Origin of the sequence: Rhodomicrobium sp. Az07 (genome assembly GCF_018619475.1) — a bacterium.
Classification (GTDB): Bacteria; Pseudomonadota; Alphaproteobacteria; order Rhizobiales; family Rhodomicrobiaceae; genus Rhodomicrobium.
In genome coordinates this window covers 14,003-30,359 of sequence record NZ_JAHFZG010000005.1, presented here as the reverse complement: position 1 = coordinate 30,359, position 16,357 = coordinate 14,003, and the positions used below count along the sequence as shown (strand labels likewise).

Here is a 16,357-nt window from a genome sequence, read left to right as displayed (position 1 = left end):
TCACGGTGTGCCGCATTCTCGAAGCGGCGAAGTTCTGCAAAGAGGGCCGCGATTGCCATAAGATAGGCTCAAATATGGAACTGGGGCGTGCATTTGCTGTCGTCAGAAGCGATAACCTTCTGATCGTGCCGCCATGCGGCACTCGCGGCAACGCCTGAAACATTCGCCGTCCTTTCAGCTTTTTGTCTTTTCCTTTATGTAAGGCGCCATGACCGAGCCGAAATCGCCCGAGCCGATGACCAATGACCCTTCAAATCCCGCTGTCGAGACGACCGCGCCAGCGGCGGAGGTCGCCAAAGGAGCGCCAAAAACCGTGACGCCGCTTTCGCGCATCCGTAATTTTTCGATCGTGGCGCATATCGATCACGGCAAATCCACGCTCGCAGACCGCCTCATCCAATATTGCGGCGGCATGACCGACCGCGAAATGGCTGGACAGGCGCAAGTTCTCGACAACATGGACATCGAGAAGGAGCGCGGCATCACCATCAAGGCGCAAACGGTGCGGCTCGACTACAAGGCCAATGACGGCGAGATCTATCAGCTCAACCTGATGGATACCCCCGGCCATGTCGACTTCGCTTATGAGGTGAGCCGCAGCCTCGCCGCGTGCGAAGGCTCGCTGCTCGTCGTCGATGCAAGCCAGGGCGTGGAAGCGCAGACGCTCGCGAACGTCTATCAGGCGCTCGACAACAATCACGAAATCGTCCCCGTTCTGAACAAGATCGACCTGCCCGCCGCCGAGCCGGAGCGCGTGAAGCAGCAGATCGAGGACGTCATCGGCCTCGACGCGTCTCATGCCGTGGAGATTTCGGCCAAGACCGGCCTCAACATCGCTGCCGTGCTCGAAGCCATCGTGCATCGCCTGCCGCCTCCGCGCGAGGGCGACGTGAAGGCGCCGCTGAAGGCGATGCTCATCGACAGTTGGTACGACCCCTATCTCGGCGTGGTGGTGCTGGTGCGAATGGTCGACGGCGTGCTGAAGAAGGGCATGCGCATCAAACTGATGGCCACGGACGGCCTTTATCCGGTGGACCGCGTGGGCATCTTCCGCCCGAAGCAGGAAATGGTCGACGCACTGCGCCCCGGCGAAGTCGGTTTTTTCACCGCCGCCATCAAGGAAGTGGCCGACACGCGCGTCGGCGACACAGTCACGGAAGAAAAGCGGCCCACCGCGAAGGCGCTTCCGGGCTTCAAACCGGTGCAGCCCGTGGTGTTCTGCGGCCTCTTCCCGGTCGACGCCTCTCAGTTCGAAGATTTGCGCGACGCCATGGGAAAGCTGCGCCTCAACGACGCAAGCTTTCAATATGAAATGGAGACGAGCGCCGCGCTCGGCTTCGGCTTCCGCTGCGGCTTTCTCGGCCTGCTCCACCTCGAAATCATCCGCGAACGCCTCGAACGCGAATTCAATATCGATCTCATCACCACAGCGCCTTCGGTGATCTATCATCTCTACATGACCGACGGTCAGATGCAGGAGATGCACAACCCGGCCGACATGCCGGACGTCGTGAAGATCGATCACATGGAAGAGCCGTGGATCAAGGCGACGATTCTGGTTCCCGACGACTATCTCGGCGCGGTGCTCAAGCTGTGCGAGGACCGGCGCGGGCGACAGATCGACCTGTCCTATGCGGGCAACCGCGCCATGGTGGTCTATGAACTGCCGCTGAACGAGGTGGTTTTCGATTTCTACGACCGGCTGAAATCCGTCTCGCGCGGCTATGCCAGCTTCGATTACCAGCTCATCGAGTACCGCGAGGGCGACCTCGTGAAAATGTCGATCCTCGTCAACGCGGAGCCGGTGGACGCGCTTTCGATCATCGTCCATCGCGGACGCGCCGAAATGCGCGGGCGCATGATGTGCGAGAAGCTGAAGGAGCTGATCCCCCGCCACCTTTTCCAGATCCCGATCCAGGCGGCCCTCGGCGCGAAGATCATCGCGCGCGAAACGCTGTCGGCGCTTCGGAAGGACGTGACGGCGAAATGCTACGGCGGCGACGTCAGCCGCAAGCGCAAGCTGCTCGACAAGCAGAAAGAGGGCAAGAAGAAGATGCGGCAATTCGGCCGCGTGGAAATCCCGCAAGAGGCGTTCATCGCCGCGCTCAAGATGGATGCGAACTAGCGGCGCGGCGTGTACGCGTTGGGGGGTATTCGTCCAATTTCCGTGCGCAAATAAAGAATTACAGCATCTCCGGCGTGCAGAATAAAAATCGGGCCTCAAAGCCCATCCGGTGGACCGGGGACTTGTCCTGCCGAGAAGACGAACAAAAACAATAGACTCAAGCCTCCTTTCTCTTCTATTCGAAGCGACAGGGTACTTGGGGCGGATGCCGGTTGCAGTGGGGCACTGCGACCGGCGTCGATAAACAAAGAGTCTGGGCATGACGGTCGAGTTGAGTTTGGGCGGCGTCGCGCTTGCGGCGTGGGTGTTTCTGTTGGCCGCTCGCGGGGGGTTCTGGCGGGCGAATGTTCAGGAAGCAAAAGAGCGCGCCATCGCGCCTGCAACCTGGCCATCGGTGACGGCGGTCATCCCGGCTCGGAACGAAGCCGACGTCATCGACCGATGCATCTCGTCGCTCCTGGCGCAGGATTATCCCGCGCGGCTGGACATCGTTCTCGTCGACGATCAGAGCGACGACGGCACATCCAAAGTCGCGCGCAAGGCCGCCGAAGCTAACGGCGCGAGCGACCGCCTCACGATCATCTCGGGTCAACCGCTGCCGCGTGGCTGGACGGGCAAGCTCTGGGCCGTCAATCAGGGCATCGCGGAAGCTTCGTCGCGGCCGCTTCCCTCGCGCTATCTTCTCCTCACCGACGCCGACATCGCCTACGATCAAGGCGTTGTGCGCCGCCTGGTCGCCCGTTCCGAAGGGCGGGGCCTCGTGCTCAATTCGCTGATGGTGAAGCTGCGCTGCGAAAGCTTCGCCGAACGGATGCTGATCCCCGCCTTCGTCTTCTTCTTCCAGATGCTCTATCCGTTCTCGTGGGTGAACCGCCGCGACCACCCGATGGCGGCGGCGGCAGGCGGCTGCATGCTCGCGCGTCGCGACGCCCTCGAAGCGGCGGGCGGCATCCGCGCCATCCGTTCGGCGCTGATCGACGACTGTGCGCTTGGCCGCGCGATGAAGCGCAAGGGGCCGATCTGGCTCGGGCTGACGGACAGCGTTCACAGCCTGCGCCCCTATCCTCGTTTCGAGGACATTCGCAAGATGGTGGCGCGCTCGGCCTACGATCAGCTCAATTATTCGCCGCTGTTGCTCGCGGGCACCGTCATCGGAATGACGTTAACCTATCTTATTCCGCTCTGGCTTGCGATTTTTGGCACAGGGCTTGCGCAAGCCATCGGCGGGATAAGCTTTGTCTTGATGACGGCGGCGTTCTGGCCGATTGTCCGCTTCTACAGGCTTTCGCCGTTATGGTCGGCTGCGCTGCCCGCCATTGCGGTTCTTTACATGACGTACACGGTCGACTCCGCACTGCAACAGTGGCGCGGCAAGGGCGGCCTTTGGAAAGGGCGCGTTCAGGCGCAACGCGCGGAGGCATCATGACGGCGGGTCCGGTCTGGGAAGCAGGCGAGAAGACGCATCGGGACGAGAACTTCCCCGTGGCGTCGCATCTCGTGTCGAAGCGGCACCGAGCGCCGATCATGGCGTTCTACCGCTTCGCGCGTGCCGCCGACGACGTCGCCGACGATCCGACGCTTTCGGAAGACGAGAAGGTTTTCACGCTCGACGCGTTCGAGGCGACGCTCCTTGGCCAGACCGACGCCATCGCGCATGCCGTGCCGCTTCGCGCCGCGCTCGCCGAGCGCGGGCTATCGCCGCAGCATGCGCAGGATTTGCTCGTCGCGTTCCGCCGTGACGCGCGCAAGACCCGCTACACCGACTGGGACGACCTCATCGATTATTGCCGCTATTCCGCCATCCCGGTCGGGCGCTTCGTGCTCGACGTCCACGGCGAGAGCCGCGCGACCTGGCCCGCGAACGACGCGCTGTGCGCCGCGCTTCAAATCAATAACCACCTTCAGGATTGCGGGGCGGATTATCGCCGTCTCGACCGCGTTTACATCCCTCTCGATCTGCTCGAAGGGCGCGGCATCCCCGTCGAGGCGCTCGCCGCCTCCAACGCTTCGCCCGCGCTGCTCGGCGTGATCCACGAGCTTGCCGGAAAAACGGAAGCGCTCCTCGGCTCGGCGCAGCTCTCGCGCGGCATCCGCGATATGCGGCTCAGTCTTGAAGTTGCCGGCATCGAGCGGCTCGCCCGCAAGATTTTGCATTTGCTCAAGGAGCGCGACCCCTTGAGCGAGCGCGTGCATCTGTCGAAAACCGCGTCCGCGTCGAATCTGATCATGGCGGCGGGTCTCGAATTCGGGCGGCGGATTTTCGCGCCGGGCAACGCTCAACCTGCGTTGCGGGGTGGCGAATGACCGCCACCGAAGTTCTGGACGACCTTCAGCATCCCGAGGATGAGGCGTCGAAGCGCGCGCTCGGCAGTTCGTTCTACGCCGCGATGCGCATCATGCCGCCGGGCCAGCGCGAGGCGATGTTCGAGATCTACTCCTTCTGCCGCGCGGTGGACGACATCGCCGACGACATCGAGGGAGACGCGGAGGACCGCCTTCGCAAGCTCGACCTGTGGCGGCGCGACATCGAGGCGGTGTATCGCGGCGAACCCGTGCGCGGGCTTTCCGGCCTCGCCGTCGCCGTGCGCGACTTCGGGCTTGTGCGCGAGGACTTCCGCGCCGTGATCGACGGCATGGAAACCGACGTGCATGGCCCCGTGCAGGCGCCGAGCTTCAACGACCTCGACCTCTACTGCGATCGCGTGGCGAGCGCCGTCGGCCGCCTGTCGGTCAAGGTGTTCCGCATGCCGGACCACTCAGGCCGCGAGCTTTCCGAGCATCTCGGCCGCGCGCTGCAACTCACCAACATCCTGCGCGACCTCGACGACGACGCCGCCATCGACCGGCTCTATCTGCCGCGCGAATTCCTCGTCGACGAAGGCATCGAAAGCGCCGACCCGGCCGCCGTGCTCGCGCACCCCGCGCTGGGCGAGGTGTGCAACCGCATCGTGAAGCTCGCGCACTGGCACTTCGCGGAAGCCGACCGGATCATGAAGGCGCACCCCCGCCGCATCGTGCGCACGCCGCGCGTGATGTCGGAAGCCTACAAGGCCATCCTCGCGGGCCTCATCAAGCGCGGCTTCAAGCCGCCGCGCACTCGCGTCAAGCTTTCGAAACCGCGCATCGCCTACATCGTTCTGCGTCACTGCATCGTCTAGCCATGGATCAGGTCGACTCGACAGAAGCCCGCCGGGAAGGCGGGGCCGCGAACGGTTTGCCCGAAACGCCCACAAGCGGCGGCGCACCGCTTACGCATGTCATCGGCGCGGGGCTCGCGGGCCTGTCCGCAGCCGTTCGCCTCGCCGAGCGGGGCCATCCCGTTGCGGTCTATGAAGCTGGCATCCACGCGGGCGGGCGCTGCCGCTCCTATTACGATGCGACGCTCGATCAAGTGATCGACAACGGCAACCATCTGCTGCTGTCCGGCAACGACTGCGCCTTCCGTTACCTGTCGCTGATCGGCGGCGCGGCGAAGATGCATGTCCCGGCGAAGGCGGAATTTCCGTTCGCGGACCTCGTGACCGGTGAGCGCTGGACTCTTCGCATCAATGACGGGCGCCTTCCGCTGTGGCTGTTCGAAAGCGCGCGCCGCGTGCCGGGCACGAAGCCGCTCGACTATCTCGGCGCGGCGCGTCTGATGTGGGCCGGGGCAGAAAAAACTGTAACTGACATTATCCCGCCCAAAGGCATCCTCTATGAGCGGCTCTGGCTGCCGCTGATGATCGCGGCGCTGAACACCGACCCCTCCGAGGCCTCGGCGAGGCTCGCGGGCACGATCATGCGCGAGACGCTGGCGAAGGGTGGCGCGGCATGTCGTCCGCTGGTGGCGGAGGGACTGTCCGCGGCGTTCATCGATCCGGCCCTCGACTATCTGCGCGCGCGGGGCCAGGGCGTCACCTTCGGGCGGCGATTGAAGCGCCTCGCCTTCGCGGATGGCCGCGTAGCGGGCCTCGACTTCGGCGACGGCGAAATTCCGCTGGCTGAGGGCGAAACCGTCATTCTGGCGGTGCCGCAGTGGATCGCGCCGGCGCTCGTCCCCGGCCTCTCCGCGCCGACCGAAGTCCGCTCGATCCTGAACGCGCATTTCCGCATCGCCCCGCCGCCGGGCTTTCCGCCGCTGCTGGGCGTCGTGCGCGGCACTATCGAATGGATCTTTGCATTCGAGAACAGAGTCTCTATTACCATCAGCGGCGCGGATCGGCTCGTCGATCGCCCGCGCGAAGACCTCGCCGCCGATCTCTGGCGGGAAGTCGTTACAATTACGGGGCTTCCGGCCGAACTGCCCCCGTGGCAGATCGTCAAGGAAAAGCGTGCTACGTTCGCCGCTACGCCCGTTCAGGATGCCATGCGCCCGGATGCGATAACGCAGTGGCGCAATCTTTTCCTCGCGGGCGATTGGACGCAGACCGGCCTCCCCGCGACCATTGAGGGGGCGATCCGCTCCGGCGAGCGCGCCGCCCTGTTGACGATGAGGGTTTAGAGTAATGATGGATGTCACCGGCCGCAACGGCCACGATTTCGCCGAAGGCAATGCCGAACGCTTCCACTTCGACCGCGTCCAGTTCAATCGCACCCACGGCACCATTGCCGACCGCGCCTTCCTCGAAGAGCGCATCAATGCCGCGTCGTCGGCTCTTCTTTCCCGTCAGCGCGAAGACGGTCACTGGTGTTTCGAATTCGAGGCCGATGCCACGATCCCGGCTGAATACGCGCTGCTGGTCCACTATCTCGGCGAAGAGCCCAACCTCGAGCGCGAGGCGAAGATCGCCAACTATCTTCGCCGCATCCAGGGCGAGCACGGCGGCTGGCCGCTGTTCCACAAGGGCGCGTTCGACATGAGCGCCAGCGTGAAGGCTTATTTCGCGCTGAAGATGATGGGCGACGACATCGACGCGCCGCACATGGTCCGCGCCCGCGAGGCGATCCTGTCGCGCGGCGGCGCGGAGGGGGCGAACGTCTTCACGCGCATCCTCCTCGCGCTTTACGGCGTAGTCACGTGGCGCGCCGTGCCCGTGATGCCCGTCGAGGTCATGCACCTGCCGCGCTGGTTCCCGTTCCACATATCGAAAGTGTCGTACTGGGCACGCACGGTGATGGTGCCGCTGTTCGTGCTCGACGCGCTGAAACCGGTTGCGAAGAACCCGCGCGGCGTTTCCATAGACGAGTTGTTTAATAAGGATCCGAAAAAGGTCGGGCCGCGCCCGCGCGCCGAGGGGCAGAGCCGCTCATGGTATGCGTTTTTCTCGGGCGTCGACGCCTGCCTGCACATGGTCCATCCGATGTTGCCGAAGCAGTCGCGCAACAGCGCCATCGACAAGGCCGTTGCCTTCGTCAAGGAGCGGCTCAACGGCGAGGACGGGCTCGGCGCGATCTTCCCGGCCATGGCAAACAGCGTGATGATGTTCGAGGCGCTCGGCGTGCCGGAAAGCGATCCGGATCGCGCCATCGCCCGCCATTCCATCGAGAAGCTGCTGTTGGAGACGGAAACCGAAGTCTACTGCCAGCCCTGCGTCTCGCCGGTCTGGGACACGGGTCTTGCCTCGCATGCCCTGCTTGAGACGGGCGGCGGAACCGAACGCGAGGCCGCGCTGCGCGGGCTTGAATGGCTGAAGCCGCTTCAGGTACTGGATTTGAAGGGCGACTGGGCAATCGAGAAGCCCGATGTGCGCCCCGGCGGTTGGGCCTTCCAGTATGCCAACCCGCATTACCCCGACGTGGACGATACGGCGGTGGTGGCGATGGCGCTCGACCGGGCGACAAACCTGCCCCGCAACCGTGCCGACTTCAAACAATCGATCGGGCGGGCGAAGGAGTGGGTCTCCGGCCTTCAGAGCAAGAACGGCGGATGGGGCGCGTTCGACGCCGACAACACCTGCTATTACCTGAACAACATCCCGTTCTCGGATCACGGCGCACTGCTCGACCCGCCGACGGTGGACGTCAGCGCGCGCTGTGTGTCCATGCTGGCGCAACTCGGCGAGAAGCCGGAGACCAACGCGGTCATGAAGCGCGGCATCGATTATCTTCTGGCCGAACAGGAGAAGGACGGCTCGTGGTTCGGCCGCTGGGGCACCAACTACATCTATGGCACATGGTCGGCCCTGTGCGCGCTGAACGCGGCGGGCGTTACGCACGATTCCGCAGCGATGCGCCGGGCGGTGGGGTGGCTCGTGTCGATCCAGAACGAGGATGGCGGATGGGGCGAGGACGGCTCCAGCTACCGGCTCGACTACAAGGGCTATGAGAAGTCGCCCAGCACGGCATCGCAGACTTCGTGGGCGCTGCTCGGCCTGATGGCGGCGGGCGAGGTGGATAATCCGGCCGTGAAGCGCGGCATCGCGTGGATCGTCGCGAACCAGAACGAGGCAGGCACCTGGCAGGAAGATCGGCACAACGCGCCCGGCTTCCCGCGCGTGTTCTATCTCATCTATCACGGCTACTCGAAATACTTCCCGCTGTGGGCGCTGGCCCGCTATCGCAACCTCACGAGCGGCAATCGCGCACCCGTGATGCACGGGATGTAAGGCAGGCGGGGAGCCCCGCAGCCGCGCGCCGTTCTGCGTCCCGTGACAGGTGCCCGTTCTGCGGGCGCGCTCTTGGCGGGCGGCGCCTGGATCAGCCCGCGCTGAATCGAACTCGATGTGACGCAGCGAAACCTATCGCCGGAGACTTCGAGCGTCGTGCCGCGTCCGATATGCGGCCGACGCTGTCACGCAATCGCAAGATTCCGCGCGGGATTTAACCTCGTCTTCAGAGGTCGTTGCACTCGCGCGCATGCTCGGCTAGCTTTGCTTCGTCCAACGTCGGTTCGTCGAAGGCCGATCCAATTCGCCGGGTTTGAACGTCACTCCAGAAGCTACCGACTCCGGCGCGGCAACTGCGCGCATCCTTTGGAGGCACTCTCCATGAAAATGCTGGCCGACCGCCCCGTCATCGTGGCCACGGGCATGGACTTTGAGGCGCGCCTCGCCGAGAAGCACGGCGGCGCTCGTGCCGTTTACGGGCAGAACCGGACCAGATTGCAGGACGATCTGCACGCGCATGCACGGGCCGGCGCGCGCGGCATTCTGAGCTTCGGTACGGCTGGCGGCCTGCTGCCCGCACTGAAACCCGGCGACATCGTCGTCGCGACTGCCGTGCTGACGGCGGATGGCGCTTTCGACACGGACGCGCGCTGGACGCAATCGCTCCTGACCGCCCTGCCCCATGCTTACGCGATGCCGGTTTACGGGTCGGAAACGCCCATCGTGTCGGCGCTTGCAAAGGAAGCGCTCGCATCGAACACCGGGGCAGCGGCGGTGGACATGGAATCGCAGGTTGCCGCCGCGGTCGCTGCCGAGTATGCGTTGCCCTTCGCTGTCCTCCGCGTTGTGATCGATCCCGTGGAGCGCGCGCTTCCGCCAAGCGCGATCGCGGGCGTCCGCGAGGACGGCACGACCGACGCCGTCGCGGTGCTGCGCTCGCTCTTGCGCCGCCCCGGCGATATTCCGGGTATCATCCGCCTCGCGGGCGACAGCGGGAAGGCAAAGCAGGCGCTGGCGGATTGCCGGAAGACGCTGGGGCCGCTGTTCGGCCTGTTGGATCCGGTGGACGTGCCGCTTCACACCGAGTGATGCAGCCACGTCTGCGCGAAGAACACCGACGCGCTACGTGTGAGGTCGAATCGGCCGCTGCGCCAGACGATGGCGACTGAAAAAGATTACGCCAGGAAAGCGGCTCGCCGTGGAGCCCGATAGTGGGTTGCGCATGCCCTTAGCGTTGGATCGCGCACGCCCTGAGCTTGCGCCGAGCCGCGCCGCCCGATAAACGCGGAATGCCTCGCGGCAAACCGCGAGGCATTAGCCTTATTCCGCCGCCGAAAGACGCTGCGGCTTCTCGTCCTCGTCCGCGATGCGCTTCAATTCCTGCTCGACGTGGAGCGAATGCACATAGGCGGCGGGTCGCTGGTCCGCCAGCGAGATTTCCGGCGCAAACGGCCCTTCCGTGCGAATGCCGGTCCACAGGAGCTTCAGCATGCGCAGCGGGTTCGCGATGCTGGCATGCGCCGCCGCCGGTTCATAACCGCAATGCGCCATGCAGTTCGCGCATTTCTCGTAGCGGCCCGTGCCATAGAGATCCCAGTTCGTGGTTTCCATCAGCTCGGTATAGGTGCGGACGTAGCCTTCGCCGATGAGATAGCATGGCTTCTGCCACCCGAAGATGTTGCGCGTCGGCATGCCCCAGGGCGAGCAGTGGAATTCCTGATTGCCCGCGAGGAAGTCGAGGAACAGCGGCGAATGCGTGAACGTCCAGCGCTTGCCCTTACCGAGTGCGAAGACCTTGCGGAACAGTTCCTTGGTCTTGCGGCGGTTCAGGAAGTGATCCTGATCCGGCGCACGCTCATAGGCGTAGCCCGGAGATATGGAAACACCGACGCCGAGTTCCTTGCAGAAGTCGAGGAAGCGCGCGAGTTCCTTCGGATCGTAGCCGTCGAACACCGTGGAGTTGATGTTGACCTCGAAGCCCTTCGCCTTCGCCACGCGAATGGCGTTGAACGCGCGGTCGAACACGCCCTTCTGGCACACCGATGCGTCGTGATGATCTCGTAGGCCATCGAGGTGCACCGAGAAGAACAAATAAGGCGATGGCTCGAACAGATGCAGCTTCTTCTCAAGAAGCATCGCGTTCGTGCAGAGCGAGACGAAACGCTTCTGCGCGATGAGTCCCTTTACGATCTGATCGATCTCGCGATGGATGAGCGGCTCGCCGCCGGGGATCGCCACCATCGGCGCGCCGCATTCTTCCGCCGCGTCGAGGCATTCCTTCACCGAAAGCCGACGGTTGAGGATCTGATCGGGATAATCGATCTTTCCGCAGCCCGCGCAGGCGAGGTTGCAGCGAAAGAGGGGCTCCAGCATCAGCACGAGCGGATAGTGTTTCCTGCCCCTGAGCGTCTGCTTGAGAAGATAAAACCCAATCCGTCTTTCCTTGAAAAACGGCAACACCATTACGCTGCTCCTACTGATCGTCGCGCGAATGCGCGCCTCGGCATATCGTCATGATCGAGAAGAGGCAATTAGCCTCGATCACCACGATCTCAAAGGGCGTGTAGCTGGACGGGGAGACGGAACTCCACGTTTTCTTCAACGCCTGGTAAATTTGTCACGTCGACCGGACCAAGCTTGCGCAAGGCTTCGATCACATTCTGAACCATTGCCTCGGGTGCGGAGGCCCCGGCCGTAAGGCCGACGATCTGCGCCCCGCGTATCCAATCGGGATTCAATTCGCTCCCGTCAGCCAGAAGATAGCTCGGCACGCCCGCTTCCTCGCCGATCTCGCGCAGACGATTCGAATTCGAACTGTTATTCGCGCCGACAACGAGAATGACATCGGCGATCTTCGACAATTCGCGCACAGCCGTCTGACGGTTCTGCGTTGCATAGCAGATGTCGTTCGTGCCGGGACCGATCACATCGGTGAAACGCCTCTTGATGGCATTGATGATGCCCCGCGTATCGTCGATGCTGAGCGTCGTCTGGGTGATATAGGCCACCGGCGTATCCGGCGAGATTGGCAGCAGCGCGACATCGTCTTCCGTCTGGACCAGATGGACAGCGCCGGGGATCTGTCCCATCGTGCCCTCGACCTCCGGATGTCCGGCATGGCCGACGAGAATGAGCGTGCGCCCATGACCGAGGTAGCGCTTGCCTTGCAGGTGAACCTTGGTTACGAGCGGGCAGGTCGCGTCGATGACGGGAAGGCCTCGCTCTTCAGCCGAAACCTCGACCTCCCTCGCGACGCCGTGAGCGCTGAAAATGGTCACTGCACCTTCGGGGATTTCGTCGATCTCGTCCACGAAGCGGGCGCCCTTGGCCTTCAGGTCGTCGACAACGTGCTTGTTATGCACGATCTCATGCCGGACAAAAACGGGTGCCTCGTATTTTTCCAGCGCGCGCTCGACGATCGATATTGCGCGAACAACCCCCGCGCAAAAGCCACGCGGCTGAACCAGAACGACCTGTATGCTGCCAGCATCGCGAGCGAGTTTCTGCATCCCGGTCACCCCGTATCGATGACGTGGCTCATTTTCCACGCAAACCACAATAATTGCCTCTCGCCAACAAGCCGTTCGCACTCACCGTTCCGAGGTCTGCCCAATAAACGGCAGTTCGATTGACACTTTCTGAGAGTTCCTGTCCAGCACTCAAGGTCAAACGCCCGTCTGCTCGGAACGCATCTCCAAAACTGTGTTTCCCAAGCGCCACGCGCGTCTTCGCCAGCGTATGCCGGGTCAACAAGTGCTACCAGGAACACCATAGCTGGCGTGGGCCTTGATTATGCCCGATCCGCCATGATGAAAGTCTAAACTCCCCTGCTTTTGCCGGACAAGGGCCGCACAGACTAACGTTCATTCACCGAAGGAAGGCGAAAATTTGCCCGAGTCAGCGATGAATAGGGGGTATGCAAGCTTTGCAGGGGGACGAAAAAGAAAAAGGCCGGCTGACCGGCCTTTCATCGCGCGACTGTCCGCTCAACTACAGAGTTCGCATGCGGTTCCAGGTCACGACGACTTTCGCACCAACTTTCGCACGGCGATAGAGATCTGCTGCGTCCTCGTTATACATGCGGATGCAGCCGTGGGAAACCTGCTGGCCGATCAGCCACGGAGCGTCCGTGCCGTGGATGCGGTACAGGGAGTCGCCAAGATAGAGGGCGCGGGTGCCGAGCGGATTGCGCGGATCGCCGCCGGGCACGTAAGCCGGAAGCTTGGGGTTCTCTCTGCGCATGTCGGCAGTGGGTGTCCAGCTCGGGTTTTCGCGCTTCTGGCTGACATAGCTGACGCCGGACCACCTGGCATCTGCCTTCGGAATCGCGATCGGATAGCTGTAGGCGATAGTCTTGGACTCTACATAATAGAGGCGACGATCGCCGAAGCTCACGATGATATCGCCCACATTGTAGTTGCCTTGAATCCTGACGACCTGACGTCCCTGCGGACTCATCGGACCGAAAAGATCGTTGAAGAAGCTATCAAGAAAACCGGCTGCATTAACGTTCGAGGTAGCGACTGTCAGTGCAAGGCTGGCAATCGCGAATTGCTTCATGAGGCGTGACATTCAAATCCCTCCTGCGTCTCACCAATCTCAACATTCAACGAAGAAGCCCCAGCTTGCTTCCTAAACGGAGAGCGTTAGCCGCGGTTCCCATCGCAAACGGCTTTCGAAGGCCACAACTTTCGTTTGTGAAACCATAACCAACGAGAGGCTGTGCGTCAGCCCCCAAACCGCCGCCTTCTTGCCGCTTTGCGCCATCGATGTTGCGAAGATGACACGTACCGATGACCGCAGAATTAATATGAGCGGGCAGTCAATCGAATATTTCAACTACCGGCGATCACTTTTTCCGGAACTTGTCCAGACTAACGACTTCAGCTGTCTTCCGCTCGGTCTCGGCCTCGTCGTTCTCACCGAGCGCTTCAGTTGCAACCTCAGGTTGAGAATTGTCGTGATGGGGAAGCGCCAGAACCTCCTGCTCGGCCAGCGACGAAGGGACAACGGTCAGCCCTTCGTCGGACTTTCCCATCTCGCCATCGGACGCGCGCAGCCCGAGCGCGAAATGAACGCTCGGATCCTGGAAAATACGCACCGCGCTGAACGGGATGACCAGCCGCTCGGGAATGTTGTTGAACGACAGGCGCACCTCGAAGCGATCCTCCGTCACCGCCAGATCCCAGAACTGGTGCTGGAGCACGATGGTCATCTCGGTCGGATACTGGTCCTTGAGACGTTTGGAAAGGCCGACGCCCGCAGAGCGTGTGTCGAACGTGATGTAGAAGTGGTGATCGCCGGGCATGCCGCGCTTCAGGACACGCAGAAGAACGGACCGGACGACCCCGCGCAGGGCTTCGAGCACGAGATCGTCGTACGGAATGGTGTCTTCGGGCATGTCTGCTTCTACACGATGGGCCATCGGCCATGAAGGAAGTGGCGGGCTTCTGTTGCCCGGCGCCGCCAGCCGCGCCTGACAGCAGCTACGCCGTCAGGACTTTAGTTCGGTGCAGTTACGCCGCAATCGCGACGGGACGAGCACCAGCATAGTTGTCATTCGCAACTATCATTTTGGCCCAAAACGGCGGTACCATGCCGAGCGAAAGACCACCTTTTACACCCTCGTCGATCCTATTTCGCCCCCATCAGAAGCCGCCGCGCTTCGGCTGAAACTTCGCCATTCGACGGCTTGTGGTGGAGGCGCCGGGTACCGCCCCCGGGTCCGATAGGCTTATTACGATATCCATTTATCGCCATAGCTGGCGAACCAGCAAAGAGTAATATAGAGCGTCTCCAGCCCGTTGGAAAGACGGCGGGACAAGAATGTCGAAAAGCGCAGCATGTATGTCACGCTTCCACGACAAGCGCGGCATGGCGCGCGGACGGCAGCCTATTCGATCACTATTTTCGGGCCTTTGGCCGTGGTCGCGCCGGAGAGGCGGTTCCAGACTGAAGCGGCTATCTCCCGGTAGAGCTTCGCATGCAGCGACTCGGGGGCCGAAACGACGATGGGCCGCCCGGCGTCGGACGTCTCGCGCACGGCCATATGCAGCGGAAGCGCGCCAAGAAATGGCACACCGAGCCGCCGCGCTTCGTCTTCCGCGCCGCCATGGCCGAAAATGTCCGACTGCTCCCCGCATTTCGGGCAAATGAAATAGCTCATGTTTTCGACGATGCCGAGGACGGGCACATTCACGCGCTTGAACATCTCAAGGCCCTTGCGCGCATCGATCAGCGCCAGATCCTGCGGGGTCGATACGACAACCGCGCCCGCGAGCGAAGCTTTCTGCGCCATGGTGAGCTGCGCGTCGCCGGTGCCGGGCGGCATATCGACCACAAGCACGTCGAGTTCGCCCCATGCGACATCGTTCAGCATCTGGGTCAGCGCGGAAATCACCATCGGGCCGCGCCAGATCATCGGCGTTTCCTCATCGACGAGGAAGCCGATGGACATCGTTTTCAGCCCGTATTTTTCGATGGGCGCGAGGATATTTTCGCCGATAAGCTCCGGCTTTTCATGGATAGCCAGAAGCCGCGGCACGGATGGGCCGTATACGTCCGCGTCGAGAAGCCCGACCTTCAGGCCGTTCGCGAGAAGCCCCAGCGCGATGTTGACCGCCGTCGTGGACTTGCCGACACCGCCCTTGCCCGAAGCTACCGCGATGATCTGACGGACGCCGCCGATCCCGCGCCCGATGGCGGCGTCGGCCTGCTTCGCGGCTTCGCCTTCCTTGGCGTCGGCCGTTAGCACGACGGTCGCGCCCCCGACGCCCGGTAACGCGCGAACCGCCTCTTCGGCGTCGCGCCGCACCGCTTCATAGGCGCGCGCGTCTCTCGGCGGCACGTTCAGCGCAAAATACACCTTGCCCTTGACGATGGCGATCTCAGACAGGATGCCCGCCGAGACGAGGTCCACGCCGCCGGGCGTTCGCACGCTCTTGAGAGCCGCGAGGACAGTTTCTTTTGTCGGAGTGTCGGGCATTTTTGAACCGCCAGGCTGGTTTCTGCGAATGGAACTTGTCTTAATCTAGGGCGCGCGGTGGCGGCGCGAAAGCGCCTTCGTTGCGAAAGTCCGACTGAATTTGCGTTCTTCGACTTCCGTGAGCGAAGACCGACGCGCCGCGCCTCGACGCGGGTGAAGGCGCCGGCGCGGTGTCGGAGGAGGCGCTTCCTCATCGAAGCTGTGGAAAAGGCCGGGGCGCTTATCTTCGACATCAGAGTGTCCGTTTAGCACGGTAAAGCTTGAGTGAGGGTCGGGAGGGCAGGCGGCTGTTCCTTTTGCAAGCCCCTCTTAGGCAGGGTGCGCACTGTCGATGATCACGCACTCTGACTTAAAGTTGCAACAATTGCCTGATACACTCTTAATGAGTGTTTAGGCGGTTACCTTCGCGTAAGGTTGAGTTTGGAGTCGGTGGTGATGAAACAGGACATGGACGAGTTGTTCCGTTCCTTGCTCGATGGGGTCGGCACTACGGTCGACTCGAAAAACTGCGCCGTGGATCAGTCGCGGCAATTGGTTACAGCCTTCAGCCGAATTGAAGATTACAATGTCAGGCAGGAGCTTCTGCTGCTGATCGAGCTGGTATCCAGAATGCCAAGGTCTCTGACCACCCGGCAGGATCGCTTGTCGCATACGGGCGTCGCCAACCTTCATTAGGTCGGCCGCTCGCGCGATTTCGCAGGCGCACCCGACATTTGTGCTCGC

Annotated in this window: 13 protein-coding genes and 1 other RNA gene; 8 read left to right on the top strand and 6 right to left on the bottom strand. The window is 62.6% G+C overall.

Features of this window, described 5'->3' with window-relative positions; translation table 11 throughout:
* Nucleotides 1–313 precede the first annotated feature (313 nt).
* The 7 genes from lepA to KKP04_RS05110 all read left to right on the top strand — a co-directional run bounded on the left by lepA (nt 314) and on the right by KKP04_RS05110 (nt 9,738).
* Nucleotides 314–2,125 carry a translation elongation factor 4 gene (lepA, locus tag KKP04_RS05140; RefSeq protein WP_215027894.1) on the top strand — a complete coding sequence of 604 codons (1,812 nt, stop codon included), beginning with the start codon at nt 314–316 and terminating at the stop codon, nt 2,123–2,125.
* A 259-nt stretch (nt 2,126–2,384) separates the two neighbouring features.
* Nucleotides 2,385–3,551 (top strand): glycosyltransferase, encoded by a 1,167-nt coding sequence (locus KKP04_RS05135; RefSeq protein ID WP_215027658.1) that lies wholly within the window; start codon nt 2,385–2,387, stop codon nt 3,549–3,551.
* Nucleotides 3,548–4,429: a squalene synthase HpnC gene (gene hpnC, locus KKP04_RS05130; protein ID WP_215027657.1), complete on the top strand. Its 882-nt coding sequence runs from the start codon at nt 3,548–3,550 to the stop codon at nt 4,427–4,429. The genes KKP04_RS05135 and hpnC overlap by 4 nt, the downstream gene beginning before the upstream one ends.
* Nucleotides 4,426–5,283 carry a presqualene diphosphate synthase HpnD gene (gene hpnD, locus KKP04_RS05125; protein ID WP_215027656.1) on the top strand — a complete coding sequence of 286 codons (858 nt, stop codon included), beginning with the start codon at nt 4,426–4,428 and terminating at the stop codon, nt 5,281–5,283. The genes hpnC and hpnD overlap by 4 nt, the downstream gene beginning before the upstream one ends.
* A 2-nt stretch (nt 5,284–5,285) precedes the next feature.
* Nucleotides 5,286–6,605: a hydroxysqualene dehydroxylase HpnE gene (hpnE, locus tag KKP04_RS05120; RefSeq protein ID WP_251133918.1), complete on the top strand. Its 1,320-nt coding sequence runs from the start codon at nt 5,286–5,288 to the stop codon at nt 6,603–6,605.
* Nucleotides 6,606–6,609: 4 nt separating this feature from the next.
* On the top strand, nt 6,610–8,649 hold the full coding sequence (gene shc, locus KKP04_RS05115) for a squalene--hopene cyclase (protein ID WP_215027655.1): 2,040 nt from the start codon (nt 6,610–6,612) through the stop codon (nt 8,647–8,649).
* 381 nt (nt 8,650–9,030) lie between these two features.
* On the top strand, nt 9,031–9,738 hold the full coding sequence (locus KKP04_RS05110) for a phosphorylase (protein ID WP_215027654.1): 708 nt from the start codon (nt 9,031–9,033) through the stop codon (nt 9,736–9,738).
* Between the two features lie 231 nt (nt 9,739–9,969).
* Here KKP04_RS05110 and hpnH read toward each other — a convergent pair whose 3' ends face one another.
* The 6 genes from hpnH to apbC all read right to left on the bottom strand — a co-directional run bounded on the left by hpnH (nt 9,970) and on the right by apbC (nt 15,634).
* Entirely contained in the window at nt 9,970–11,112 is a 1,143-nt protein-coding gene (gene hpnH / locus KKP04_RS05105) for an adenosyl-hopene transferase HpnH (RefSeq protein ID WP_215027653.1), read from the bottom strand.
* A gap of 89 nt (nt 11,113–11,201) precedes the next feature.
* A complete protein-coding gene (gene ispH, locus KKP04_RS05100) occupies nt 11,202–12,158 on the bottom strand; it encodes a 4-hydroxy-3-methylbut-2-enyl diphosphate reductase (protein WP_215027651.1) in 957 nt (318 codons plus the stop codon).
* A 481-nt stretch (nt 12,159–12,639) separates the two neighbouring features.
* Nucleotides 12,640–13,221 carry a L,D-transpeptidase gene (locus KKP04_RS05095; RefSeq protein WP_215027650.1) on the bottom strand — a complete coding sequence of 194 codons (582 nt, stop codon included), beginning with the start codon at nt 13,219–13,221 and terminating at the stop codon, nt 12,640–12,642.
* Nucleotides 13,222–13,498: 277 nt separating this feature from the next.
* The gene (locus tag KKP04_RS05090; RefSeq protein WP_215027648.1) at nt 13,499–14,050 is read right to left on the bottom strand and encodes an SspB family protein; all 552 of its coding nucleotides are present in this window, start codon (nt 14,048–14,050) and stop codon (nt 13,499–13,501) included.
* 37 nt (nt 14,051–14,087) lie between these two features.
* Nucleotides 14,088–14,464, bottom strand: a transfer-messenger RNA (tmRNA) gene (gene ssrA / locus KKP04_RS05085).
* A gap of 78 nt (nt 14,465–14,542) precedes the next feature.
* Nucleotides 14,543–15,634 carry an iron-sulfur cluster carrier protein ApbC gene (apbC, locus tag KKP04_RS05080; protein ID WP_215027645.1) on the bottom strand — a complete coding sequence of 364 codons (1,092 nt, stop codon included), beginning with the start codon at nt 15,632–15,634 and terminating at the stop codon, nt 14,543–14,545.
* Nucleotides 15,635–16,069: 435 nt separating this feature from the next.
* Between apbC and KKP04_RS05075 the strand changes: the two genes are divergently transcribed.
* Nucleotides 16,070–16,309, top strand: a complete 240-nt coding sequence (locus KKP04_RS05075; protein WP_215027643.1) for a hypothetical protein — start codon at nt 16,070–16,072, stop codon at nt 16,307–16,309.
* Nucleotides 16,310–16,357 lie beyond the last annotated feature (48 nt).